Origin of the sequence: Pedobacter nototheniae (assembly GCF_032678625.1) — a bacterium.
In the GTDB taxonomy this organism is placed as follows: Bacteria; Bacteroidota; Bacteroidia; order Sphingobacteriales; family Sphingobacteriaceae; genus Pedobacter; species Pedobacter nototheniae_A.
Genome location: NZ_JAVTSO010000006.1, coordinates 98,176 through 123,851, shown reverse-complemented (window position 1 = coordinate 123,851; position 25,676 = coordinate 98,176). Strand labels below are relative to the sequence as shown.

Annotated in this window: 19 protein-coding genes; 7 read left to right on the top strand and 12 right to left on the bottom strand. The window is 37.6% G+C overall.

Annotation, left to right across the window (positions count from 1 at the left end; all coding sequences use genetic code 11):
* Positions 1-79: 79 nt before the first annotated feature.
* The 10 genes from R2Q77_RS17145 to truA all read right to left on the bottom strand — a co-directional run bounded on the left by R2Q77_RS17145 (position 80) and on the right by truA (position 13,268).
* Positions 80-2,464 (bottom strand): ribonucleoside-diphosphate reductase subunit alpha, encoded by a 2,385-nt coding sequence (locus R2Q77_RS17145; RefSeq protein WP_316804951.1) that lies wholly within the window; start codon positions 2,462-2,464, stop codon positions 80-82.
* 133 nt (positions 2,465-2,597) lie between these two features.
* A complete protein-coding gene (locus R2Q77_RS17140) occupies positions 2,598-3,572 on the bottom strand; it encodes a ribonucleoside-diphosphate reductase small subunit (protein ID WP_316804950.1) in 975 nt (324 codons plus the stop codon).
* Positions 3,573-4,021: 449 nt separating this feature from the next.
* Complete coding sequence (locus tag R2Q77_RS17135) at positions 4,022-4,402, bottom strand: septal ring lytic transglycosylase RlpA family protein (protein WP_316804949.1); 381 nt, start codon at positions 4,400-4,402, stop codon at positions 4,022-4,024.
* A gap of 196 nt (positions 4,403-4,598) precedes the next feature.
* A complete protein-coding gene (locus tag R2Q77_RS17130; protein WP_316804948.1) occupies positions 4,599-5,099 on the bottom strand; it encodes a methionine-R-sulfoxide reductase in 501 nt (166 codons plus the stop codon).
* Between the two features lie 296 nt (positions 5,100-5,395).
* A complete protein-coding gene (gene sucD, locus R2Q77_RS17125) occupies positions 5,396-6,268 on the bottom strand; it encodes a succinate--CoA ligase subunit alpha (protein ID WP_316804947.1) in 873 nt (290 codons plus the stop codon).
* A gap of 372 nt (positions 6,269-6,640) precedes the next feature.
* The gene (gene rlmF, locus R2Q77_RS17120) at positions 6,641-7,636 is read right to left on the bottom strand and encodes a 23S rRNA (adenine(1618)-N(6))-methyltransferase RlmF (RefSeq protein WP_316804946.1); all 996 of its coding nucleotides are present in this window, start codon (positions 7,634-7,636) and stop codon (positions 6,641-6,643) included.
* A 124-nt stretch (positions 7,637-7,760) separates the two neighbouring features.
* Positions 7,761-9,029, bottom strand: coding sequence for a C4-dicarboxylate transporter DctA (gene dctA, locus R2Q77_RS17115; RefSeq protein WP_316804945.1), 1,269 nt, complete (start codon positions 9,027-9,029; stop codon positions 7,761-7,763).
* A 63-nt stretch (positions 9,030-9,092) separates the two neighbouring features.
* On the bottom strand, positions 9,093-10,115 hold the full coding sequence (locus tag R2Q77_RS17110; RefSeq protein WP_316804944.1) for an isoaspartyl peptidase/L-asparaginase: 1,023 nt from the start codon (positions 10,113-10,115) through the stop codon (positions 9,093-9,095).
* Positions 10,116-10,546: 431 nt separating this feature from the next.
* On the bottom strand, positions 10,547-12,400 hold the full coding sequence (locus R2Q77_RS17105) for an ABC transporter ATP-binding protein (protein WP_316804943.1): 1,854 nt from the start codon (positions 12,398-12,400) through the stop codon (positions 10,547-10,549).
* A gap of 115 nt (positions 12,401-12,515) precedes the next feature.
* Positions 12,516-13,268 (bottom strand): tRNA pseudouridine(38-40) synthase TruA, encoded by a 753-nt coding sequence (truA, locus tag R2Q77_RS17100; RefSeq protein ID WP_316804942.1) that lies wholly within the window; start codon positions 13,266-13,268, stop codon positions 12,516-12,518.
* A gap of 84 nt (positions 13,269-13,352) precedes the next feature.
* Here truA and R2Q77_RS17095 point away from each other — a divergent pair, with 84 nt between their 5' ends.
* From R2Q77_RS17095 to R2Q77_RS17080, 4 genes are all read left to right on the top strand, one after another.
* Positions 13,353-13,811, top strand: coding sequence for a DUF4293 domain-containing protein (locus R2Q77_RS17095; RefSeq protein ID WP_316804941.1), 459 nt, complete (start codon positions 13,353-13,355; stop codon positions 13,809-13,811).
* 386 nt (positions 13,812-14,197) lie between these two features.
* A complete protein-coding gene (locus R2Q77_RS17090) occupies positions 14,198-16,117 on the top strand; it encodes a DEAD/DEAH box helicase (protein WP_316804940.1) in 1,920 nt (639 codons plus the stop codon).
* A 164-nt stretch (positions 16,118-16,281) separates the two neighbouring features.
* Positions 16,282-16,623 (top strand): zinc-ribbon domain-containing protein, encoded by a 342-nt coding sequence (locus R2Q77_RS17085; RefSeq protein ID WP_316804939.1) that lies wholly within the window; start codon positions 16,282-16,284, stop codon positions 16,621-16,623.
* Positions 16,624-16,684: 61 nt separating this feature from the next.
* Entirely contained in the window at positions 16,685-17,695 is a 1,011-nt protein-coding gene (locus tag R2Q77_RS17080; RefSeq protein WP_316804938.1) for a bestrophin family protein, read from the top strand.
* Positions 17,696-17,758: 63 nt separating this feature from the next.
* Here the strand turns inward: R2Q77_RS17080 and R2Q77_RS17075 are convergent, their stop codons facing one another.
* Positions 17,759-20,533: a TonB-dependent receptor gene (locus R2Q77_RS17075; protein WP_316804937.1), complete on the bottom strand. Its 2,775-nt coding sequence runs from the start codon at positions 20,531-20,533 to the stop codon at positions 17,759-17,761.
* Positions 20,534-20,734: 201 nt separating this feature from the next.
* Between R2Q77_RS17075 and R2Q77_RS17070 the strand changes: the two genes are divergently transcribed.
* Complete coding sequence (locus R2Q77_RS17070; RefSeq protein ID WP_316804936.1) at positions 20,735-22,585, top strand: alpha-L-fucosidase; 1,851 nt, start codon at positions 20,735-20,737, stop codon at positions 22,583-22,585.
* Positions 22,586-22,704: 119 nt separating this feature from the next.
* Here R2Q77_RS17070 and R2Q77_RS17065 read toward each other — a convergent pair whose 3' ends face one another.
* Entirely contained in the window at positions 22,705-23,067 is a 363-nt protein-coding gene (locus R2Q77_RS17065) for a helix-turn-helix domain-containing protein (RefSeq protein ID WP_316804935.1), read from the bottom strand.
* Positions 23,068-23,160: 93 nt separating this feature from the next.
* On the opposite strand from R2Q77_RS17065, the gene R2Q77_RS17060 reads away from it, so the two are divergent.
* Positions 23,161-24,411 (top strand): serine hydrolase domain-containing protein, encoded by a 1,251-nt coding sequence (locus R2Q77_RS17060; protein WP_316804934.1) that lies wholly within the window; start codon positions 23,161-23,163, stop codon positions 24,409-24,411.
* Positions 24,412-24,417: 6 nt separating this feature from the next.
* Positions 24,418-25,563 carry an MFS transporter gene (locus tag R2Q77_RS17055; RefSeq protein ID WP_316804933.1) on the top strand — a complete coding sequence of 382 codons (1,146 nt, stop codon included), beginning with the start codon at positions 24,418-24,420 and terminating at the stop codon, positions 25,561-25,563.
* Positions 25,564-25,676 lie beyond the last annotated feature (113 nt).

Sequence of the window (25,676 nt, the reverse complement as noted above, 5' to 3'; positions counted from 1 at the left end):
TAATTAGATTCGTCCTTCTGAACTCGTTTCAGAATTTACTGATAAGATGCTTAATATTCAGTATGACAGGCTGTTAAGCTTAACCTGAACAACTAATGCATCCTTCTTCCATTGAGCAAACTGGTCCGTCAACGATTTCTTCTGCAACCTGATCTTGTGACATTTCTGCAGGGATTACAGCTTCAATTGCTTTACCACCCTGGTTTTCTACTGTAAATTTAACCGCTTGTGATGCTGCCTGTGTACGTAAGTAATACATTCCGGTTTTTAAACCTTTTTCCCACGCATAGAAATGCATTGAAGTTAGTTTTGATGTATTTGGTGCATTTACAAATAGGTTTAGTGATTGCGACTGGCAGATATAAGCACCACGATCGGCCGCCATATCAATGATATTACGCATTTTAATTTCCCAAACTGTTTTGTATAATTCTTTAATATAATCAGGAATTTCTGCAATCGCCTGGATCGAACCGTTTGCCAATATGATTTGATTTTTCATATCGTTGTTCCATAAACCTAAAGCCACTAAATCTTTTAACAAGTGTTTGTTTACTACTACAAACTCTCCGCTTAATACCCGGCGGGTGTAAATGTTAGAAGTATAAGGTTCGAAACATTCGTTGTTACCCAAAATTTGTGAAGTAGATGCAGTTGGCATTGGCGCAACCAATAATGAATTGTATACACCATCTTTAACTACTTTTTTACGTAATGCACTCCAATCCCAACGGCCGCTATCCGGGGTTACGTTCCAAAGATCGAACTGGAATTTGCCTTTTGATAAAGGAGAACCTTTAAATGTTTGGTAAGGCCCATTCTGTACAGCTAAATCATGTGAAGCTGTCATAGACGCAAAATAGATGGTTTCGAAAATATCTTTGTTTAAACGTTTTGCTTCATCACTTTCGAAAGGTAAACGCATTAAAATAAATGCATCTGCCAAACCTTGTACACCTAAACCAACCGGTCTGTGGCGCATGTTTGAATTTTCAGCTTCCTGAACCGGGTAATAGTTATGATCAATGATCTTATTTAAGTTTAATGTAGCCTGGTAAGTTACATCATATAATTTCTGGTGATCGAATTGTCCGCCGATTACAAAGCGGGGCAATGCTAAAGATGCTAAATTACAAACCGCAACCTCATCTTTAGAAGTGTACTCAATAATCTCGGTACACAAGTTAGAACTTTTAATGGTACCTAAATTTTGCTGGTTAGATTTGCTGTTCGCTGCATCTTTAAACAACATATAAGGTGTACCGGTTTCAATTTGCGAATCTAAGATGGCAAACCAAAGTTCCTGTGCTTTAATGGTTTTACGGCCACGGCCTTCTGCTTCATATTTGGCATATAATTCTTCAAACTCTTTACCGAAACAATCTGCTAAACCAGGTGCTTCGTGCGGGCAGAATAAAGTCCATTCGCCATTATCTTTTACACGTTGCATAAACAAATCGTTAATCCAAAGGGCGTAGAATAAATCGCGCGCACGCATTTCTTCTTTACCATGGTTTTTACGCAAGTCTAAGAATTCGAAAACATCTGCATGCCAAGGTTCTAAATAGATGGCGAAAGCACCTTTACGTTTACCTCCACCCTGATCTACATAACGGGCCGTATCATTAAATACACGTAACATTGGAATAATACCGTTACTGGTACCGTTTGTACCGCCAATATACGAACCAGTTGCACGGATGTTGTGGATGCTTAACCCAATACCGCCAGCACTTTGAGAAATTTTAGCCGTTTGTTTTAAAGTATCGTAAATACCTTCGATACTATCATCCTGCATGGTTAACAGAAAACACGATGACATTTGAGGTTTTGGTGTAGCCGCATTAAATAATGTTGGTGTGGCATGTGTAAACCAACGTTCACTCATTAAGTTATACGTTTTAATTGCACTTTCAATATCTTCTTTATGGATACCTACAGAAACACGCATAAACAAATGTTGCGGACGTTCAACAATTTGTCCGTTTACTTTTAAAAGGTAAGATTTTTCTAAAGTTTTAAAACCGAAATAGTCGAACCCGAAATCACGGTCGTAAATGATTGAGCTATCTAAGATGTCTTTATTTTTTTCAATAATCTCATAAACATCATCTGCAATAAGCGGAGCGGCTTTTTGCGCTTTCGGGTCGAAATATTCGTACAACATTTTCATCGTACCCGAAAATGATTTCGTGGTGTTTTTATGCAGGTTAGAAACCGCAATACGCGATGCAAGCAAAGCATAATCGGGGTGTTTTGTCGTTAACGATGCAGCGGTTTCTGCTGCAAGGTTATCCAATTCAGAAGTGGTAACACCATCATACAATCCTTCAATAACCTTCTTGGCTACATCAATAGGATCGACCAAATCAGAATTTAAACTGTAGCATAGTTTTTGGATGCGGGCAGTTATTTTGTCAAATTGTACCGCTTCTTTACGGCCATCTCTTTTTAGTACGAACATATTTTATGAGATTAAGTTTAGTATCAAGTCGTGAGTATCAAGTATCAAGACTTAATCATCACTTTTATAATTTTTGTTTATTTTTAGTAGTGAGTATTGGGTATCAAGACCTTATGCCTTCTAACCTTCTACCTTAGAAGTCTTCATCTAAAGAAAACGCTTGTTTATTGTTATCAGCTGAGGTTAACACACCACTTTTCTGATAATCGCCAACACGTTTTTCGAAGAAATTCGTTTTACCCTGCAATGAAATCATTTCCATAAAATCGAAAGGATTGCTTGCATTGTATATTTTTTTATAGCCTAATTCCTGTAACCATCTATCGGCAACAAACTCGATGTACTGGCTCATTAATTTTGCATTCATACCAATTAAGGCAACTGGCAATGCATCTGTAATAAATTCTTTTTCAATTTCAACAGCATCGCTAATGATGGCATGTACCTGCTCTTCGCTTAATTTATTGCTTAACATGCTGTATAATAAACATGCAAACTCACAGTGCGAACCCTCATCCCTTGAGATTAATTCATTACTGAAAGTTAAGCCCGGCATTAAACCGCGTTTTTTAAGCCAGAAAATGGAACAGAAGCTACCACTGAAGAAAATTCCTTCAACCGCAGCAAAAGCAACTAAACGTTCAGCAAAATTTCCATTTTCGATCCAGCGAAGTGCCCATTCTGCTTTTCTTTTTACAGCCGGAACCGTATCAATGGCATGGAATAAACGGTCTTTTTCTTCAGGATCTTTAATATAAGTATCAATTAACAAAGCGTAGGTTTCGGCATGGATATTTTCCATCATAATCTGGAAACCATAGAAACAGCGTGCTTCCGGTAGCTGAACCTCGCTCATAAAATTTACAGCCAGGTTTTCATTTACTATACCATCACTGGCCGAAAAGAAGGCTAAAATGTGGGAGATAAAATGTCTTTCTCCGTCATTTAAATTATCCCAATGCTTTTGGTCATCTGAAAGATCGATTTCCTCAGCAGTCCAAAAACTTGCCTCGGTTTTTTTATACATCTCCCAGATTGCCGGATACTTTATTGGTAAAAGCACAAATCTGTCTTTGTTTTCTCTTAATAGTAATTCATCCTGTTCCATACGCTGATCGTTTTTTAATCTTTAATCTGTTTTAATAAGAGCAGACAAAGTACCGCATCCATCAATTTATATGATGATTGTTTGGTCTTATATCAAAACTCTGTTTTGTGAAAGTGCTAAGCCTGGCTTTTGATGAACAACTTGGTTTTTAGTTAAGGAATTTAATTTTTAAATCAGGAGATCCGCTTTTTAAATCACTAAAAACTAAGCTTTTATATTTGTTTTCAAAGGCAAGAACTTAAAGAACTTTGTTAAACAAATATATAGAAGTGAGCCCTTTTTTGTTAGTCAAAGTTGTTAACACTTGTTCGATTAAGGTGGAGAAAACGATCAGCTAAATATCATTTTCAATGGAAAAAAAAGCTAATCATTTCTTTTTAAGGGTTTAGGAAACCAAAATGAGTGTTAATAACTTAAATTTGGCCTTGTAATTAGAGCTAAAAAGAGTGCTATTCAACACTATAGCTTAATTGTACCCTAGCACTGCCTTTACGGTAAATACCGATTTCTTTTGCGGCACTTTCTGATAAATCAATGGCATATTTTTTAACGAATGGACCGCGATCATTTACCTTAACCGTTACTGATTTTCCGTTAGCCGGATTGGTTACTGTAATCTTGGTTCCGAAGGGAAGTGTTCTGTGGGCGGCGGTTAATTTCTTACCGCGGTATCTTGCTCCGCTTGAGGTACGGCGACCTTCAAATTTTCTGTGGTAATAGGTTGCGTATCCTGTTTTTTTGATGCTATCCGGTTCAGTATTTGAATCAGAATTTTGTGCGTTGCCATGTAAAAACAAAAACAAACTACTTAATAACAGAAGGTATCTCATAGGCTAAATCTTTTCTAAAGAGCATGCAAATATAAGCATTTAGTTTATAATCAAACTTTTACCTTTAAAATCGACGTTTAAAGCATTTTAAACCCAATAAATTAGATCACTCAAAAGAAACCTTGGTTTTTAATAAAACAAAAAAAGGTGTAAAACTTACGTCTTACACCTTATCCTAACCCAACTAATCCTACGCTTATTTTTTATCAGGCACAAAGTTCATTGAGATTGAATTTACACAATGACGGGTGTCTTTATTTGTAAATCCTTCTCCTAAAAATACGTGGCCTAAATGTGCGCCGCAATTTGCGCAAACAATTTCTGTACGCGATCCATCCGGATCAGGAATGCGCTTAACCGCTCCCTTAATTTCATCATCAAATGCCGGCCATCCACAATGCGCATCAAACTTGCTTTCTGACCGGTAAAGTGGTGCATTACATCTTTTGCAAACATATGTTCCTTTATCCGTCGTATGTTCGTATTTACCAGTACCCGGATATTCGGTGCCTTTATTAACAATTACTTTTTCTTCTTCAGGTGTTAGCGGATTCCAGTTCATCTTTTTCTTTGGTATTATTTGCTCAGATTCTTTAGCTTGTTTTGTCTGCTTATCTTGTTTTTGTGCACAGGCACTAAATCCCATTGTGATAATAACAGCTGAAACTAAAATTAGTTTATTTAACATCATTTTCATTTTGTGTGTGTTTAAATCGCTATCGCTTATAAACACATATACGCTAAGCTATTGATTTTGGTTTGTTGTTATAAATATTTGCAACACAGTTTACAAATCGGTGATAAAAACCTGTTTTTTCATTGATTGATGCAAAAAATACAGATTTAACAAGAGTTGCTTCTCTGAATCGTGAAGGGTTTTTAAATTGATTTTCTACCGTTAGGTTGTTCTTATCTCGACATGTAGGGATTAGCACATAAAAAAAGCGTTCCGAACTTAATCGAAACGCTTTTTTATATGTAGATTTTAAAATCTTACTTTGCTAATTCTTCTGCCATTGCAGCACCGATTTCAGCCGGGCTTTCTACTACGCGGATACCACACTCACGCATGATTTTCATTTTAGCCGCTGCAGTATCATCAGCACCACCAACAATAGCACCAGCATGGCCCATTCTACGTCCCGGAGGCGCAGTTTGACCAGCGATGAAACCAACAACTGGTTTAGTGCCGTGTTCTTTGATCCAACGGGCAGCTTCTGCTTCCATTCCACCACCAATTTCACCAATCATGATGATACCGTGTGTTTCCGGATCGTTCATTAATAATTTAACGGCTTCAACAGTTGGAGTTCCAATAATTGGATCACCACCGATACCGATAGCAGTTGTAATACCTAAACCAGCTTTAACAACCTGATCTACTGCCTCGTAAGTTAAAGTTCCTGATTTTGAAACCACACCTACATTACCTTTTTTGAAGATAAAACCTGGCATGATACCAATTTTAGCCTCATCAGCTGTGATAATTCCAGGGCAGTTAGGGCCAATAAGCGTAACATCACGATCGGCAATATATTCTTTAACCTGAATCATATCTTTAGTCGGGATACCTTCAGTAATACAAACAATAACTTTAATACCACCTTCGGCAGCTTCCATAATTGCATCAGCAGCAAAAGCCGGTGGTACAAAAATGATAGATACATTTGCACCCGTTTGGTCAACGGCATCTTTAACAGTATTAAAAACAGGCTTATCTAAATGCGATTGCCCACCTTTGCCAGGCGTTACACCACCAACTACGTTTGTACCATAAGCCAGCATCTGCTCGGCGTGGTAAGTTCCTTCGTTTCCGGTAAAACCCTGAACGATAACCTTAGAATCTTTATTTACTAAAACGCTCATGTATCAATTTTTTTTGTGCAAAGCTAATATTATTGACTGGAAAGTCAAACCCAAAAGCATATTATTTAAAGCAAATTCTGCGTAATTGTAAGTAATTACACTGCGGAGACTTCATTATTATTCAGTTCAGCATTTGTGCCTGGTTAGTAAGCACTGGTTGAAGTCGCTCATTGTGAAATAAGGGAGAAAAAGATTGTCTTTCCATAAATTATGGATGCCACTTTTTAGTTATTAGTACTAAATAATAACATTGATGAAGATTTTGTGCTGCCTGGGATAACCTTTCAATACTCAAAGCAGCATGTAAATCATAAAAAAGCCTGACCAACGTTAAGCGTTGGCCAGGCTTTAATTATAATATTTCAATACCGGTTAAATACTTTTAGCTTCGGCCTTAGTACTTTCAGGTTTCCATTTTTTGGCCCATTCTGCCTGTGCAGCTTCATTATGGAAAGTCCAGGCTACAAAACGACTGATTTTTTGTCCTTGCGACATTTGAACTGTTGTTACTTCAAAAGCTTTTGCTTTGATTAGGGCGCTGTAAATGCTTTTTAAATTCGCACTTTTCGAAACTAAAGAAGTAAACCACAAACATTGATTCGGGATTTGTGCACTTTGAATGATCATTTGCTCAATAAAAGCTCTTTCTCCTCCCGGGCACCACAACTCTGCTTTATTTCCACCAAAATTTAAAACGTGCTTCACTTCTGCTTCTCCCTTCAGGTTTCTCCATTTCTGACGGGTTCCCTGTTCGGCTTCTTTTAATGATGCATGAAACGGAGGATTACAAATGGTTACATCAAATTGCTCTTTCGCCCCAACTATCCCTCTAAAAATACCCATTCTTGATGACTGCAAACGTGGCTCAATTGCGCCTTGCAAAGATTTATTTGCATCAATAATCCGTTTTGAGGATTCAATAGAAAGGGGATCAATATCAGAACCTACAAAATTCCATCCGTACTCTTTATGTCCTATAATAGGGTAAATGCAATTGGCACCCATACCAATGTCTAAAACTTTAATCTTGCTTCCTTTTGGGATTTTACCTTTATTACTCGAACCTAAAAGATCGGCTACATAATGGATATAATCTGCCCGACCAGGTATTGGCGGACATAAATAATCTTTAGGAATATCCCATTGCGGAATATCATAAAATTGTTTCAATAAGGCTTTATTAAGTGCTTTTACGGCACTTTGATCGGCAAAATCTATAGAATCTTCATCGTGATCGTTTTTAAAAACAAAGCGTTTAAGTTCTTTAGAAGTTGCGATAAGTTGTTTGAAGTTGTAACGTGAACGGTGTTTGTTACGTGGATGCAGCTCGCTTTTTTCCGAGCGGCTGTTTTCTTTTTGCTGAGCCAATATGCTATGAATTAATTAAATAAGCTGTGTGCTTATTTCTATTGCAAAGATAGCTTAAATAGTTTGGAGTTGAACGTTTTTAGTTCAGCGGCTAAAACTCATTACTGCAAACCTAAAACCTCAGCTAAATTCCCTCGTTTTTTTCAATCGCTGAAGGCCTGATTGCCAGTTGATATTTTTCTTCATCAAACTGATTTTCGCTTTTTGCAATTACAATGGTAGCAACTCCGTTTCCAATTACATTGGTTATCGCTCTTGCCTCGCTCATAAAACGATCAACGCCAATTAAGATTGAAATGTGTTCAATAGGCATAATTTTAAGTGCGGTTAGGGTTGAAACCAAAACAATAAAACCACTTCCGGTAACGCCTGCAGCACCTTTTGATGTAACCATTAATATGGCTAAAATGGTTAGCTGCTGCCCTACGGATAAATCGACATGAAAAACCTGACAGAGAAAAATTACCGCCATAGCTAAATAAATTGCGGTTCCATCCAGGTTAAAAGAATAGCCTGTTGGAATAACCAAACCCACAACGGATTTGTCGCAACCAATGGCTTCCATTTTCTGCATCATGCTGGGCAATGCCGATTCTGATGATGATGTGCCTAAAACAATTAATATTTCCTGCCTGATGTATTTTAGATACTGCCACAAACTGAATTTATAGTATCTGCAAATGCCATTTAAAACCACAAAAATGAACAGAATACAGGTTAAATAAACAGAGCCCATCAATTTTGCCATTCCGTATATGCTTTGAATACCATGCGTACCAATACTAAAGGCCATTCCGCCGAAGGCGCCTATGGGTGCCAGCTTCATGATTACTTTCATGATGTTAAAAAGCACCTTCGAAATCTTATCAAAAGCGTTTAACACTACGGTACCATCGCCTCCAAGCTTGTTTAATCCATATCCAAACAAAATGGCAAAAAATAAAATCTGCAGGATATTACCTTCAGCGAAGGAAGCAATTACATTATGCGGGATAATGTGCAGAAAGAATTCGGCCCAGTTCATCTCCTTGGCCTGCTCGGCATAACCTGCAATTTTTGTCGCATCGCCTTTTGCTGTTTCAATACCCACTCCCGGTTTAAGGATATTGGCCACCAGTAAACCAATTGCAATAGCGACCGTACTTACCAGTTCAAAATACAGCAAAGCTTTACCACCTACTCTACCAACCTTTTTCATATCACCCATATGGGCAATACCTAAAACAATGGTAAAAAATATAATGGGTGCAATTAACATGCTGATCATATTAATAAAACCCTGGCTAATTAATTTTGCCGTTGGGGCAAAACCTGGAAAGTAGGCACCAACCAAAATACCGATTGTTATGGCAATTAAAACCTGAAAGGTTAGATTAGAAAAAACTGACTTCATTTAAATTTAAACTGTTTTGGAAAATGAAATATAGAAATATTTTTGATTTCGTACAGAACAGATCTATTTATAAATCAATACTTCAATTTTTCCCTCGGCAGTAACCGTTCCCCTGTACATGCCTTCCGTGTTAAAAGGCATGGTTACATTTCCTTTTCTATCTAATGCAATTAAACCACCATCACCGCCCATTTTTCCAACTTTATCCAATACAATTTTTGCGGCCTCTGCAACGGATAGATTTTTATATTCCATCAAATCAGAAATGGTTTTTGCCACTACATTACGAATATAATATTCGCCCCAACCGGTGCAAGAAACACCTGCAGTTTCATTATTACAATATGTTCCTGCGCCAATAATCGGCGAATCTCCCACCCTGCCATACTTTTTATTGGTCATTCCACCTGTTGAAGTTCCGGCAGCTAAATTGCCTGCTTTATCTAAAGCCACGCAACCCACTGTTCCAAATTTATAATCGTGGTTTTTAATTCCTAAAAGTTCAGATTTCTTACTTCCATGATCCAGCACAGCTTTTGTGGAATCTTCTTTAATGGCTTTTTGCAAACCATCCCATCTTTCTTTAGTCCAGAAATACTTTGGATCTACAATTTCAAGCCCTGCATCTTTTGCAAACTGATCGGCTCCGGCCCCAACCATCATTACGTGTTCCGACTTTTCCATAACTGCACGGGCGGCTGAGATTGGATTTTTAACCGTGGTAACCCCCGCAACGGCGCCGGCCTCTAAAGTTTTACCATTCATAATGGCGGCATCTAATTCATTTCGTCCATCATGGGTAAAAACCGCTCCTTTACCAGCATTAAACAAAGGAGAATTTTCCATTATATGAATAGTTGCCTCAACTGCATCTAAACTTGTTTTACCGGCCTGTATTTTCGCATATCCAGCTTTTAAAGCCTCCGTTAATGCAGCAATATAAGCGGCCTCTTTTTCAGGGGTCATGTTCTTTTTTAAAATTGTACCTGCGCCACCGTGGATAACCATAACATATTTCTGTTGTGCCGAAACATTGAATGTTAATACCAGCATAAATAGTATTGCCAATAGTCTAATTGATTTCATATAGGGATCGATGTTTTGTATTTAAAATTCCATTATCAATTTGCCACCAATATTATTTTCTACCAGCAGCTGCTTTCGCTTTAAAGTTAACAACATCAAACTGGAAGTAAAAGGTAATCGAGATTTAATTATATTTATATTAAAATCCACTTAAACTCTTAAAACAATGAACCATTTAACGCGTAAATTATCCAGATTAGAAATGAAAAATGTACTTGGCGGTGTGGGCCCTGGCAAACCTCGTTGTAATGAACAATGCCTCCCATGGGCAAATCCAGAAATATCGTGCGAGGATCAATGCGGCTCCTGCAATTTTGTACAGGGCATAGGTTATATATGCCAAATTCCCTTAGATGAGAAGTAAGTCATTTAAATAAACGTTAGAACTTATCGAAAGTTCTAACGTTTACGCTATAAAAGGGTTTCAAAAGTTAAGCGTTTTTAGCAATCCCTTCAGATGAAAATTGTAAATCGTACAATTTTTTGTAATAGCCATTAAGTTTTAACAATTCCTGATGAGTCCCTTTTTCCTTTATTTCGCCTTTATCCAGTACAATAATCTGATCCGCTTTCTGAATGGTTGATAAGCGGTGAGCAATAACGATAGAGGTACGTCCATCCATTAAGTTATCAATGGCTTTCTGAATCAGTAGCTCCGTTTCAGTATCTACTGAAGAGGTGGCCTCATCTAAAACTAAAATGGCAGGGTTATGAACCAGTGCCCTGATGAAAGAAATCAATTGCGCCTGGCCAGCAGAGAGGGTTGCCCCCCTTTCCATCACATTATATTGGTAAGCCCCTGGCAAACGTTCAATAAAATCGTGGGCACCTACTTTTTTAGCTGCATTAACAACCTCTTCAATGCTAATTAATGGATTATTTAAAGTGATGTTGTTTAGTATGGTATCCGAAAAAAGAAAAACATCCTGTAAAACGGTTGCAATATTACTGCGCAGGTAATCCAATTCAAAATCTTCAATCCGAATGTTATCTACCGTTATTTCTCCTCTTTTAACTTCGTAGAAACGATTCAAAATATTAATGGTTGATGATTTTCCGGCTCCTGTAGCGCCTACCAAAGCAACCGTTTGGCCAGCCTTAACTTCAAATGATAAATCTTTAAGCACATAATTTATAGAAGGATGTCCTTCCTGTTCATCAGCAACATTACCACTATTAAGATTACTTGTTGATGCAGGCTTTTGGGTGATGATATCCTCATTATAAGCAAACCAAACATTTTTAAACTTAATATTTCCGTGCAAATGCGCTGGTTTTTCTGTACCTAAGTTTGGCGTGCGCTCGTCAGTATCCAGCACTTTAAAAACACGTTCGGCACCAACCATCCCCATTTGAAGTGTATTAAATTTATCGGCCAATTGACGAATGGGTGTAAAAACCATTCCTAAATACATAATAAACTGTGTAATGGTACCGGGCGTTACATCAAGTGGTTTGGCTAAAATACTTTTTGCACCGTACCAAACCAATAAGCCTAATGACATGGCCGAAATTAATTCGACTACAGGAAAAAAGATCGAATAATACCAGTTTGAGCGGATATTTGCATCGCGGTAACGTTTATTGATGGCATTAAACTTTTTGTATTCTTGTTTCTCCCTCGCAAAATATTGTACAATTGAAACGCCTGTAATGTGTTCCTGTAAAAATGTATTCAGGTTTGCAACCTCTGTTCTAATTTCCTGGAAAGCAACTTTTATAGATTTTTGAAACTTCCGGGTTGCCATAATCAACAAAGGAATAGGCAAAAGAACCACAATACTTAACTCCCAATCGGTATAAAGCATTACACCAATAATGACAACAACCTGCAGGGTATCACCAATCATAGAGATTAATCCCTCAGAAAAAATATCCGCAATGGTTTCCAAATCAGAAACCGTACGGGTAATTAATTGTCCTATAGGTGTTTTATCAAAAAATTTAAGCTTAAGCTTAGTAATGTGATTGAAAACATTTATACGCAGATCGCGGATAACAGATTGCCCTAAAGTATTGGTTAAAAGGGTATGATTGTACTGGATAAGGGTTTGTAAAATCAACATAAAAACCATCAGGATGGTCATATTGACTAAGCCCGGATATTTTCCGGTTAAAATATAATTATCAAGGGTATATTTAATTAAAAAGGGCCGGACTGGCGAAATAGCAGCCAACAAAATGGTTAGTATTACCGACCAGACAAAAACAGCACGGTAAGGCTTTACATACTGAAAAATACGTTTTAATAATCCTGTGTTATATACGTCGCCTGTAACTGCCATTTTTAGGGTTTAATGTGTAAGGATCAGGATTTAAGGTACCGCTCTTATACAAATTTTAAAAACATATCGTTATCGGCAAGGCGGCTGCTCCCCCTTACCTTAAGTTTTTTAACCCTTACCTTAAATAAGGGTATTCTATTTTCACCAAATATAAACCACAAGCTGCAACAGACTGACCTGCTTTGCTGCGGTTTTTACTTTCTATAATTTTTTTCAAATCTTCTATGTCAATTTCGCCTTTACCAACCCTAACCAGGGTTCCCATAATGGCGCGTACCATATTTCTTAAAAACCGGTCGGCTTTGATGGTAAATACCAAGCCTTCTTCTTTTTCTTCAAAAAAAGCTTCGGTAATTCTACAATTGTTGGTAAAAGTTTGCGTATTCGATTTACTGAAGCATGAAAAATCCTGGTAGTTAAATAACACTTTCGCAGCTTCGTTCATTAAAACCACATTCAATTTATCTTTAACCAGCCATGAACGATTAAGTTTAAACGGGTCTTTTTCAAAATGAATATAGTACTTATAGGCTCTGGCGGTTGCATCAAATCTTGCATGTGCATCGGCTGCTACTGCAATTATTTTTTTTGCTGCAATTTGGTAAGGCAATAGCGCATTAATACCCGAAACTGCATTCAAAACTCTTGCTTCATCTGTGTTTTCAACATCAAAATGTGCAAAAAACTCAGTAGCGTGTACACCTGCATCTGTTCGTCCGCAGCCCAGGGTTTCTATCGTTTGCCTGAAATATATAGACATTGCTTTATCCAGGTATTCCTGAACCGTTATTGCATTCGGTTGAATTTGCCAGCCGTGGTATAAGCTGCCATCATAAGCCAGTTGTATGAAATATCGTTTTTTACTCAAAGTGATGCAAAAATACTTTTTTCCTTTTATTAGATGGAGTAGTAAGGTGGAATTAAATATATTTGCCTTAAATATTAAATTAACATGATACAAAGAATACAAACCGTTTGGTTGTTGCTTGCAACTTTAACATTAGTTTTAATGATATTTTTACCAATTGCAACCAAAGAGATTAATGGGGCTGAATCTGCAATTTACAGCAATGGATTACATCAAAACATTGCAGGAAAAGAACCATCGGTGGATGTATTTTTACCCTTATTAATTACCAATATTGTTGTAGCTGTAATTTGTTTGATGAATATTTTCAACTTCAAGAAAAGAAGCCTGCAAAAACGAATAGTGATTTTAACAATCATTTTAATTGGCGGCTTCGCTTTTTGGTGCAGTGTTCACTTAAAAGTGCTTCCCGGAGGAAGTGAAGGAGCCTCTTTTGGAGTTGGCGCTTACATGCCGGCATTAGCCATTTTGTTTTGTGTACTGGCCATTTTCGGCATCAATAAAGATGAAAGATTAATCCGATCGGCTGAAAGGCTGCGTTAACACCAACTATTTTGCTGCCACTTAAACCTGATTGCAACGCAAATGCTTTTTAATGTGCAGTCATGCTGAGGCACGAAGCATCTGTTTCATTGGCCGCAGGGGCTTCTTGCTTTAACATAACATTTATTATTAAAAAGATTGCAGGGTAAAGCAGGCACCATTTAAAGCAAAAGCATTGCTTTTGCTTTTCAATTCCTAAGTATTTTGTTTCAGTGCAGAGGTTTATTTATAGCCCGCTTACCATCTATTTTACGGGTTTCGTTTAACTTTAAACCTTTCCCCTTAATTCTCAAACAATTAGACCAAAAAACTATTTCCTTAACTATCAATAAAATACGGATTATTAACTGTACCTTTGCGGCTCAATTAAAATAATAAAAAGACGAATGACAAACCCATTTCAATTATTGGGGATAAGTGATGACGTCGTTAATGCCGTAAAGGACCTTGGATTTGAAAATCCAACGCCTATTCAGGAGCAAAGTATTCCTGTACTGTTAGAAGGCACTAATGATTTTGTTGGTTTGGCCCAAACAGGAACAGGAAAAACAGCCGCATTTGGTTTGCCGCTGTTAGAACTAATCGATTTTAAAAGCAATAAACCGCAGGCATTGATTTTATGCCCTACCCGCGAGTTATGTTTACAGATCGCTAACGACCTTAAAAACTTTTCTAAAAACGTTGCTAATGCGCATGTAGTTGCCGTTTACGGTGGTGCAAACATTATGCAACAACTACGTGAAATACGCCAAGGCGTACAAATCGTAGTGGCCACGCCCGGCCGTATGTTGGATATCATTGGCCGTAAGGCAATTGATTTTTCCGGCGTTAAATATGTTGTGCTTGATGAAGCTGACGAGATGTTAAACATGGGTTTCCAGGATGACATCAACGACATTTTATCAACCACACCTGATGACAAAAAAACCTGGTTATTCTCGGCTACCATGCCGGCAGAAGTTCGCCGTATTGCTAAAAAATACATGAATGAGCCTGTAGAATTAACCATGGGCACAAAAAACACAGGTAACGTAAACATTGAACATGAGTATTACATCGTTCGTGCACGTGATAAATATGCAGCCCTTAAACGGATTGTAGATTTTAACCCTGAAATCTTTGCAGTTGTATTTTGTAAAACCAAACTGGATACACAGGATGTTGCAGAGCACTTAATTAAAGATGGTTACAATGCGGATGCTTTACACGGTGATTTATCACAACAACAACGTGATAAGGTAATGCAACGTTTCCGTGAGCGTAACATGCAATTATTAATTGCAACTGATGTTGCTGCCCGTGGTATTGATGTTAACAACGTAACACACGTAATTAACTATTCTTTACCTGATGAGATTGAAAGTTATACCCACCGTTCTGGTCGTACAGGCCGTGCAGGTAAAACTGGTATTTCAATCTGTATCATCAACTCTAAAGAAGTTGGTAAAATCCGTCAGCTGGAACGCATTATTGGTAAACAATTTACTAAAGCTGAGCTTCCAACGGGATTTGATGTTTGCGAAAAACAATTATTCTCTTTAGTACATAAAGTACATAATGTAGAAGTAAATACGGAGCAAATAGATCAGTACATTCCTCGTATTATGGACGAATTTGCGGAATTAAGTAAAGAAGAGGTAATCAAACGTTTTGCATCTTTAGAATTTAACCGTTTCTTAGACTATTATTCTAAAGCTCCTGATTTAAATGCAGCAGTTGCCGAAGATCGTAACGAACGTGACCGCGTACGTGGTAACAACAGAGGTAGCGAAGGTTACACCCGTTTGTTTATCAACTTAGGTTCTGTAGATGAATTTACCCGTGGCGATATGTTATCATTCATTTGCAACAATGCAAAAATTGGTGGCAAAAGCGTTGGTAAAATCGACTTAAAAGGTGTTTATTCTTTCTTTGAAGTTGAAGATGACGTAGCCGAAAAAGTTTTCGAAGGTTTCAAAGCTGTAGAATTCAAAGGCCGTAATGTTCGTATCGAGAAAAGTGGCGATGGTGGTCGTGACGGAAGTGATGGCAGACCAAGACGCGATGGCGGCGAAAGACGTAGCGGTGGTTTTGGTGGAGAAAGAAGAAGTGGCGGCGGTGGACGTAGTTACGGCGGTGGCGGCGACAGAAGAAGTTCTGGCGGTGGCGAAAGACGTGAAGGCGGAAACAGCGGTGGCGGATTCAGAGATTTCTCTGGTCGTAAACGTGAAGATCGTGGTGGTAGTACTGGCGGTAGCGGCAGACGTGAAGGTGGAAGCCGTGAAGGTGGAAACAAAGAAGGTGGCGAACGCAGAAAAAAATGGTAATACACTAATCCAAATATTAAACCGGTTTTGTTTATTCAAAACCGGTTTTTTTATGCCCCGGATTTAAAAATGGACCTTAGGTTATTTCAGGTTTTATTTTATATTTGTATGGATTGAGCTGTCCATCTCCCGCTCAGTTTTACATCCCCAAAACTAAAGCGCTTATGATTTTTTTCTTTGGGACGAGAAATTCGACCATACTTACCGAAAAATTGGCTGATACCAGCTGTACGTATTGCAAGGAGCAGGATACTGTTTTTATCACGGTGTTTTCAAGCTATTTCCATATATTCTGGATTCCGATTTTCCCGGTGGGGAAAAAGTATTTTTCGCATTGCCTGCATTGTAAACAAACCTTAAGCCGGAATCAAATGCCATTTACATATAAAGATGGCATTGCAGAAATTTCTAAAAGAGCCAAAGTACCCCTCTGGCAGTTTATAGGTTTAATTTTAATTTCTATTCCAATTCTTTTTGGGCTTATTTCTATAATTTTCGCGAAATAACAATCATTGCGCGAACGCCTTAATCTCATTGCCACTCCAATATTTCTTAAAAATACCAGCTATGCATTCAGGTAAATCTTACAGGCTATCCGAGTTTCTTATATGGACAAGAAGAAACATCTTTATACTAATTTTTATAGGTATTATTCCAACTGTTTTATATAAAACCCTTGGTTTTAGCTGGCTGGCCATCCCCTGGACAGTTGTTGCTTTATTAGGTACGGCTACAGCATTTATTGTGGGTTTTAAAAATACACAAACATATAGCCGCACCTGGGAAGCCAGGCAAATTTGGGGCGCAATTTTAAACAGCAGCAGAACCTGGGGTACCATGAGCCGCGATTTTTTAATCGATAACCCGGTTAAAACTAAAGAGCTGATTTACCGCCATTTTGCCTGGTTAACAGCCTTACGTTATCAAATGAGAGATAGCCGGGCATGGGAAAATGGTAACAAATCTTATAATGCTGAATACAGAAACTTCTTTATTATCCCGGAAAAGGAAACCGCACTGGAAACCGAACTGGCTAAATACATCCCGGCGGAGGAACTTAAATATATTTTAAGTACTAAGAACAGGGCCGTACAGCTTATGAGTCTACAATCAAAAACAGTTAAAGAACTGCTTGTTAACCAGGAAATAGATATGCTTCAGTTTATCGAACTGCAAAAAATGATCAGAGATTTTTACGATCAGCAAGGTCGCAGTGAAAGAATTAAAAACTTCCCCTACCCACGCCAATTTGCAACCATTAATGCTTTCTTTATTAAACTGTTTTGTTTTTTACTTCCTTTCGGCATGTTAAAAGAATTCGATAAACTTAATGAAAGTGTAGATGGAATTATGAAAGGTAATATGGTTTGGCTGGTTATTCCTTTTAGTGTTTTAATATCGTGGGTATACACATCACTTGAACAGGTTGGAGAAAGTACCGAAAATCCTTTTGAAGGCAGTGCTAATGATGTGCCTATTTCTCAAATGAGCCGTACCATCGAAATAGATTTAAGAGAAATGCTTGGCGAAACAGACTTACCACCTGCCCTGCAACCTAAAAACAACATTATTCTGTAAATCTTGTTTATATAAAAAGCCAGCAAATAAATTTGCCGGCTTTTAAGTGGTTATTGTTAGTGATTAGAAATTAAAATTGATTCTGGTAAATACATATCGGCCTAAGAAACCAAATTGTGGTGCCTGATTTGGATATAAAATACCTGAAGTGCCCTGGCTACCCAATAAAAGTTCGGCTGGATAAACATCAAAGATATTATTGGCGCCAACGGTTAATTTCAGGTTTTTAGTCAGGTTGTAGCCCAGTCCCAAATCTGTAATTACACGGCCAGGCAAATCCTGCCTGTTGGCGATAACATTGGTCGGTTGTGATACAGATCCAAAATATACATTACGCAAAAACACATTAAATTTATTCAAGGTATAATCGAATGTTAAATTCGCTTTAATACGGGGCACCACCTTCGTTAATAAAATTACACTGGCATCGTCTAAATAAATATTTTCTTTACCAGCCAGTAATGGCGAAGTGTTAATACCACCAACCAACGAAGTTTTAGAAATTGTACCTGCTAAATCTGTCCTCAAAGTACCATTGCCCAAGCTTGTTGTGTATGTAATAACGGCATCAATACCCTTCGTTTCAGTATTTACAGCGTTTGCAAAGAAACGTGCCGTACTGGCATTTGCCTGGCGTAATAAGTTGTAAATTTCCTTGTCTTGTGCCGAAGCCGAAGCCGCATTGCTTCCACTAAACTGGCCTGTATAAATTACCCGGTCGTTAATGCGAATAAGGTATCCGTCAACCGTAATTTTAAACTTGCCTAAATTTGAGGTAAAACCGGCACTATAACTGGTGGATGTTTCTTCTTTTAACTTAGGGATGCCCAGAAGTTGTGCTACACGACTATCGTTTGAAAAAGTTCCTGATTCAACAAAATTACCATCAATGAATACGCTTGATGTGGCATTGAAATATCGTTGTTGTAAGGATGGCGCCCTGAAGCCAGTACTTGCAGCGGCACGCAATACAAACTGATCAGAAAATTTATATCGTCCGGCCAGTTTAAAATTAAGCGTTGAACCGAAGTCAGAATAGTTTTCAAAACGTAAAGCTCCGTCTACTAAAAATTTATCGGTAAAATTAACCTCAACATCGCCATAAGCTGCAACCGATGAGCGACCTACATTAGTTGCATTATCCTTACTAAAGCCAGGAAATCCTTGTGCACCGCCAGCGTAAGCTGCTCCATTTGCAGCAAAACGGGTAGAAATATTTCCTTTTGGATCAGGAATTAAAATTGGATTAGCTGTAGTGCCCACATTTATGGCGTTGCCATAGTTTACGTAAGATGCTTCTTCGCCAGCAATAATTTTATAATTTTCGTAACGATGCTCCGCACCAAATGCAACGTTAATTCCACTTAGCGTATTTTTAAAAAAACGTGTAAAATCTAAATTGGTGGTATTTTGAACAAAATCGTAACCTCCGGCATCAAAAGAAGTTGGAGATGCTGTTAACAACGAGGCGTTTAGCGTATTTGCAGTTGTAAAATTAATATAATTACGACCATATGTATTGCTAAAATCAGCTTTCCATTCGCCTAATTTCCCCCGGATCCCAATAGCCAATGATTGATCATTATTATCAGTTATAATTTGTGGCAAAAAGCCATTAGGGTAAATTGTTGCATTGGTTTGTGTTAATTGACGTGGTGTTCTATAAAAAGCATTAGATGTTCCATTTCTATAGTTTAAACCACCAAAAGCATAAATTTCAGCGCCATCTGATACCGGAATTACTGAATTTAAAAACAATGCGCCGCCGCGGTTTTTACTTTGCCCGATATTCGGAACAAAATCTCCACGGGTTAATCCTCTTCTTGTCAATTCGGCATCGGTAATATCTGCTCCCGTTGGTGCCGGATATAAAGTTGGGTTGTTATAGTCCGTAAAAATAACACCACGATAAGGTGTAGTTCTTGAAGCAAAATCACGATAATCAAAAGATCCGGTAAGGTTTAAAAAACCACCCTTATCATTCAATTTCACACCATAGTTTACATTGGCCTGGGTTGTTGCGCCATCCAAACCATCAGAATGTTTTCCGGTAAAACCACCTCCGGTTATACTTCCCGAAAGTTTATTTACATCTTCATTCAAAATAATGTTAATTACACCGGCAATGGCATCAGAACCATATTGCGCAGCAGCCCCATCACGCAAAACCTCCACCCTTTTTATGGCGGCTGTAGGAATTGCATTTAAATCTGTACCTACAGAGCCTTTTCCTAAACTACCATTAATGTTAATTAATGAAGTAGTGTGGCGGCGCTTTCCGTTAATTAAAACCAAAACCTGATCAGGACCCAAACCCCGTAAAGAAGCCGGGTCAATGTGATCGGTACCATCAGTGAGGTTAGCTACATTTGAAGTAAAAGATGGCGCTACATAGTTTAAGATCTGCGCCAGTGATACTTGAGGTGAATTTTGAGCCATTTTCTTAACATCCACTAAATCAACGGGCACAGGTGTTTCCATCTGCGAACGTGGGGCACTTCTTGATCCCACCACAACAATTCCATCGAGATCATTTTTATTCTCAGCCAACGTAAAATTCAATTCTTTAGTTTCTCCAACAGCTACCGTAACGGTTCTCTGTTGAGTTTGGTAGCCCACATACGCCGCATTAATGGTATAAGTTCCTGCTGCAGGAAACTTTAATTCGTATTTTCCCTGTGCATTGGTAGCTGATTTAATGTTTTGACCAGATACTGAAATGGTTGCACCAATAATGGTTTGAAGAGAATCGCTCACTACTCCCCTTACCACCTGGGCCTTAAGTCCCGATGCGAATAAAAAGGATAAAGAAATAACCAGGTAAAATTTATTTTTCATAAGCTCTTTTGTATTAATATGCTTGTTAATTATGTAACACAAACATACAAAATAAAATCTATAGATTTTATATACTATAACTTTCCTGTTACCTGGTAATTCCAATCGTTCTTTTACTCCAATTAAACTTAATATTTTACCTGTTTAATTCAATTAATTATAATTCTAATAAAATATATTTACGGGTTAAAACCACATAAAATGAGCCTGAAAAAGACACTTTTCTTTTTATTACTTACTGCTACCGGAAATATTTATGGACAACCAACGCAAAAGCCTGCGGAACCAAAATCCAAAATGGAATGGTTTGGTGACGCAAAACTTGGCATTTTCATTCACTGGGGCATTTATTCCGTAAATGGCATTGCAGAATCCTGGTCTTTTTTTAACAATTACACCAATCACGATACTTATATGAAGCAGTTGCAGGGCTTTACCGCTTCAAAATATGATCCTAAAGCCTGGGTTGAACTGATTAAAGAAAGTGGTGCAAAATATGCCGTAATTACCACCAAACATCATGATGGGGTTTCGCTTTGGAATACTAAAGCCGCAGATGCAACAACCACTTTAAAAAACAGTGCAGCAAAAGAAGATTTAATTACGCCATTTGTTGCTGCTTTAAAACAGTCAGGCTTGAAAACAGGCTTGTATTTTTCTTTGCCAGACTGGAGTTACGACAACTACGATGTTTTTACAAGAGACCGTAAACGTTACGATGCAAAAGCTGATCCTAAACGTTGGAATGCTTTCTTAAGCTACTATCAAAATCAGCTTAACGAGTTATCTGCCCAATTTAAGCCAGATTTATTGTGGTTTGATGGAAACTGGGAACATTCTGCGGCTGAATGGCAAGCAGATAAAGTTCGTCAGTTACTAAGCAGCTATAATCCTAATATTATTATTAACTCGCGTTTGGATGAACATGGTGATTATGAAACGCCTGAACAGGGTGTGCCGGTAGTGAAGCCAAATTCTCCATATTGGGAACTTTGTTACACCATGAACGATTCATGGGGTTATCAACCTTACGATCAAAAGTATAAAAGCTCCAATATGATTATCCGTACCCTGGTTGACTGCGTTAGCATGGGTGGAAATTTATTACTTGATATTGGCCCCAAAGCAGATGGAACTATTGCTGAAGAACAGGTTGCCATATTAAAAAACTTAGGCCGCTGGACTAAAAAAAATGCAGAAGCTATTTATGGTACACAAGCCGGATTGGTGGCGGGGCATTTTAATGGTAAAACCGCATTATCTAAAGATAAAAAGACTTTATTTTTATATCTTGACTACCAAAATAAAGCAGGAATAACCCTTTCTGGACTGGCCTCGAAAATTGCCACCGTTTCTGTTATTGGCCATCAGGGCAAAGTTAATTTTAAGCAACTTGAAAACCAGGACTATATTATAGATGTGCCCGAAAGTGCTTATGATAAAGATGTAACCGTGCTTGCAGTAAAATTTAATGAAGTCCTTAAAACCGATATTCTGGTTGGTAAACCCATTGATTTAACAACATTAACTGGTACACAAAGTAAATTCTCAACCACTTATAAGCTTAAAAAACTTTCAACTGACTTAAATCATGGGGTTAATATTTTTAATAGCACCAATTTATCTGCTGATGGCTTAAGCTTTACATCTGATGTAAAACCATTAGATACCGAAGCCCAAGAATGGATTATTAAAAATGCTGAAGCATTATATAAAACAACAGCTGGCATTCCTGCAGGTCATTACGATGGGAACACCGTATTATCTGCCGACAGGCAAACGCTTTATTTATTTGTAGAAGGAAAACCAACAGGTCCGATTGCAATAAAAGGCCTAAAAAACCAAATCAGCAGAATCAGGGTGGTGGGAGACGGAACCATGCTTCCGCATGAAATTTACAATAAACTTTACTGGAGTAAAATACCCGGCATTGTTTACATTCCTGTACCAGAAGATAGACTGGATAAAAGTTTAACGGTTATTGCGGTGTTACTCGATGGTCCTGTTGATCTTTACAGAGAAAAAGTTGGTGCTGTAGAAAGTAACCTTTAAAATTTAAATTATCATCCCTATCCTTTTTAAGGTTGGGGATGATTTAATCTCAACCAGGCAATTTTACTACAGAGCATTTCTCCGTATTTTGCAATAATATTGATTTAAAATAACGGCTATTAATCGTTAATTAATTCACGATGTTTAGCACCCCATCCACTTAACTTTGCCCAAATCGGAATCAATTCTTTAGCGATTGCCGTTAATTCATACTCTACCCGAGGCGGAACTTCTGCATAAACAGTTCGTTTAACCAATCCATCCTTTTCAAGTTCGCGCAACTGAAGTGTTAACATACGCTCGGTAATGCCCACAATTGATTTTTTGAGCTCACCAAATCTCAACTCATGATTTTCCAATTTACAAAGAATGAGCAACTTCCATCTTCCGCCTACTTTACATACGGCATAAGTTAAATTACAGCTACTTACAATGCTTTTCTCGTTCAGCATGTTGGTCGAATTTTCCTTTCTCTTTCCCATTACTTACAAATTTGTTAGTACCATACAAATGGCTGTACAACATGCAAAAGTAGTTGTTCCATAATAATTTTGAACCATAAAATTAATTCAATCATGTACAAGCAAGCAATTTTGATATTCACATTATTATTCCCGACAATTAAAGGCATGGCGCAACAAACTATAGAAAAATCTGTGGATCGATTAGCCGTACTGTTGCTAAAAGAACAACAGGTAAAAGGCATCAACATTTTATTGATTAAAGATGGAAATACCATTTACAATAAAGCTTTTGGCTATGCGGATGAGCAGCATAAAATCGCCATGAAGACGGATCATATTTTCCGGATAGCATCTCAAACTAAAGCGATAACAAGTGTTGTAGCGATGATGCTGTGGGAAGAAGGTAAATTTTTACTGGAAGATCCCGTTTCAAAATATATTCCAGCGTTTAAAAATGTAAAGGTGCTGGATCAATTTAATCAAACTGACAGTAGCTATACCACTATACCCGCTGAAAGAGAAATTACCATCAGAGATTTATTTCGCCATACTTCCGGAATAAGTTATCCTGTTTTTTCTGTTGATGAGCGAATGAATGCCATTTATAAAAAAGCCCATATCTCTACCGGGTTGGGGAGCCGTGGTTTATTAAAAGACAAAATAGAGCTTTTAGCAAAACAGCCTCTTCTTCATCAACCTGGTAAAGCATTTACTTATGGCTTAAATACAGATGTTTTAGGTTATCTGATTGAAATTTGGTCCGGAAAATCTTTAAATGAATGTTTTAACGAAAAAATTTTCAAGCCATTAGGTATGCAGGATACATATTTTCTCCTCCCCACAGCTAAAGCAGATCGGTTAGCTTCTGTTTACACCAAAACGGATCAAAAGCTCAATAAAGTTAGCGATTTAATTTATGAAGGAAATAACATTGATTATCCATTAGAAAAAGGCATTTACTATTCTGGTGGAGCAGGATTAAGTTCAACCACTGCGGATTATGCTAAATTTCTACACCTCATTTTAAATAAGGGCTTAACTAAAAATGGCAGACTGATTGGCGAAAAAACCATTGACCTTATGTTAAGCAATCAGCTTAATGAGCAGACTAAAATTAATGGTATGGAGGTTGATTTTCAGTTTGGTTTGGGCGTGGGCTTAATCACACCAAAAAATAAATATATCCATCCACTCAGCGTAGGTTCTTTTTATTGGGGCGGAGCCTTCAATTCTCATTATTGGGTAGATCCACAAGAAAATCTAATTGGAATTATTATGACACAAGAATATCAGCCAGCTTCTTTTTGGGATCTTGGGAACTTGTTCCAAAATGTGGTTTATTCTAATCTTAACAATCAATAATTTACAATGAAAAAGTTTGCATACATCGGTTGTTTGGGAATGATCGGTGTAATTACCACCGAATTTGGAGTAATTGGAATATTACCACAAATCGCAGATTATTACCACATCACGATTGATAAAGCAGGAATTCTATTAAGTGCTTTCGCTTTAATTATCGCGATAACAGGTCCGTTTATAACATTATTGGTTTCTAAATACGATAGAAAAAAAGTAATGTTGGCCGCGATTTCACTCTTTCTTTTAACAGGGATTGTATCAGCACTTTCGCCGCCTTTCTGGCTATTATTATTGGTCAGAATTTTGCCTGCATTTTTACAACCTGTATATATTGCAACCGCAATTTCGGTGGCTGTAGCACAAGCACATAAAAAGGAAGAGAATAATTTAATGGGTATTGTATTAGGCGGCATTGCAATTGCTATGGTTACAACAGTACCGTTTGCCACTTATTTAGCCAGTTTATTTACCTGGAAGGCTTCGTTTGCAGTACAAGCAATAGTAAGTTTTGTGGCGTTATTAGGTATTTTTTTCGTGTTACCGTCTTTACCTGTAACCGAAAAGAAATCTTATGGAAGTCAGTTAAAAATACTTAAAGATCCAAAATTTTTAATCAGCACTGCGATGAACTTTTTTATGATTGCAGCCTGGTTTTCTACTTATAGCTATTTTGCAGATTACTTAAATAAAGCAAAAAATATGGACAGTACTATGATTAGTTATATGTTGTTCTTGTTTGGAGTGATGGGTATAATTTCCAATTGGTTGGCGAGAAAAATGTTGAGTAAAAACATTCCTCGAACAACAGCTATTTTCCTTTCGGGAACCATTCTAATTCCTGTAGCACTTTTCTTTTCTGGAGAAAATACAATTATAATCATCCTCGTTATTGCTTTATGGGGGTTTTTGTATTCTCCGAGTTTTTTAAATGCCTCGGCTTATATGATTTCAGCTGCACCGAATTCGCTTGAATTTGCTAATAGTCTTGCTACTTCTTTTGGCAATCTTGGAGTATCTTTAGGTACCGCAGTTGGTGGATGGATTATTGTTACTAAAGGAGTAGAATACATTCCATGGATAGGATTATGCTTTGGTATTTTAGCCTTACTTATGATTTTGTTAAGAAGTATTATAGAAAGAAAATGGGCTTAGAAACAGACAGGAAAATAACATTGTATTAGCTAAACTGGCTTCGCACCTTTTTCTTAACAAAAAGAAAAAAGTCAAGGCTTGCATCCTTTCTTGAATAGCAGCATCAATTTCCT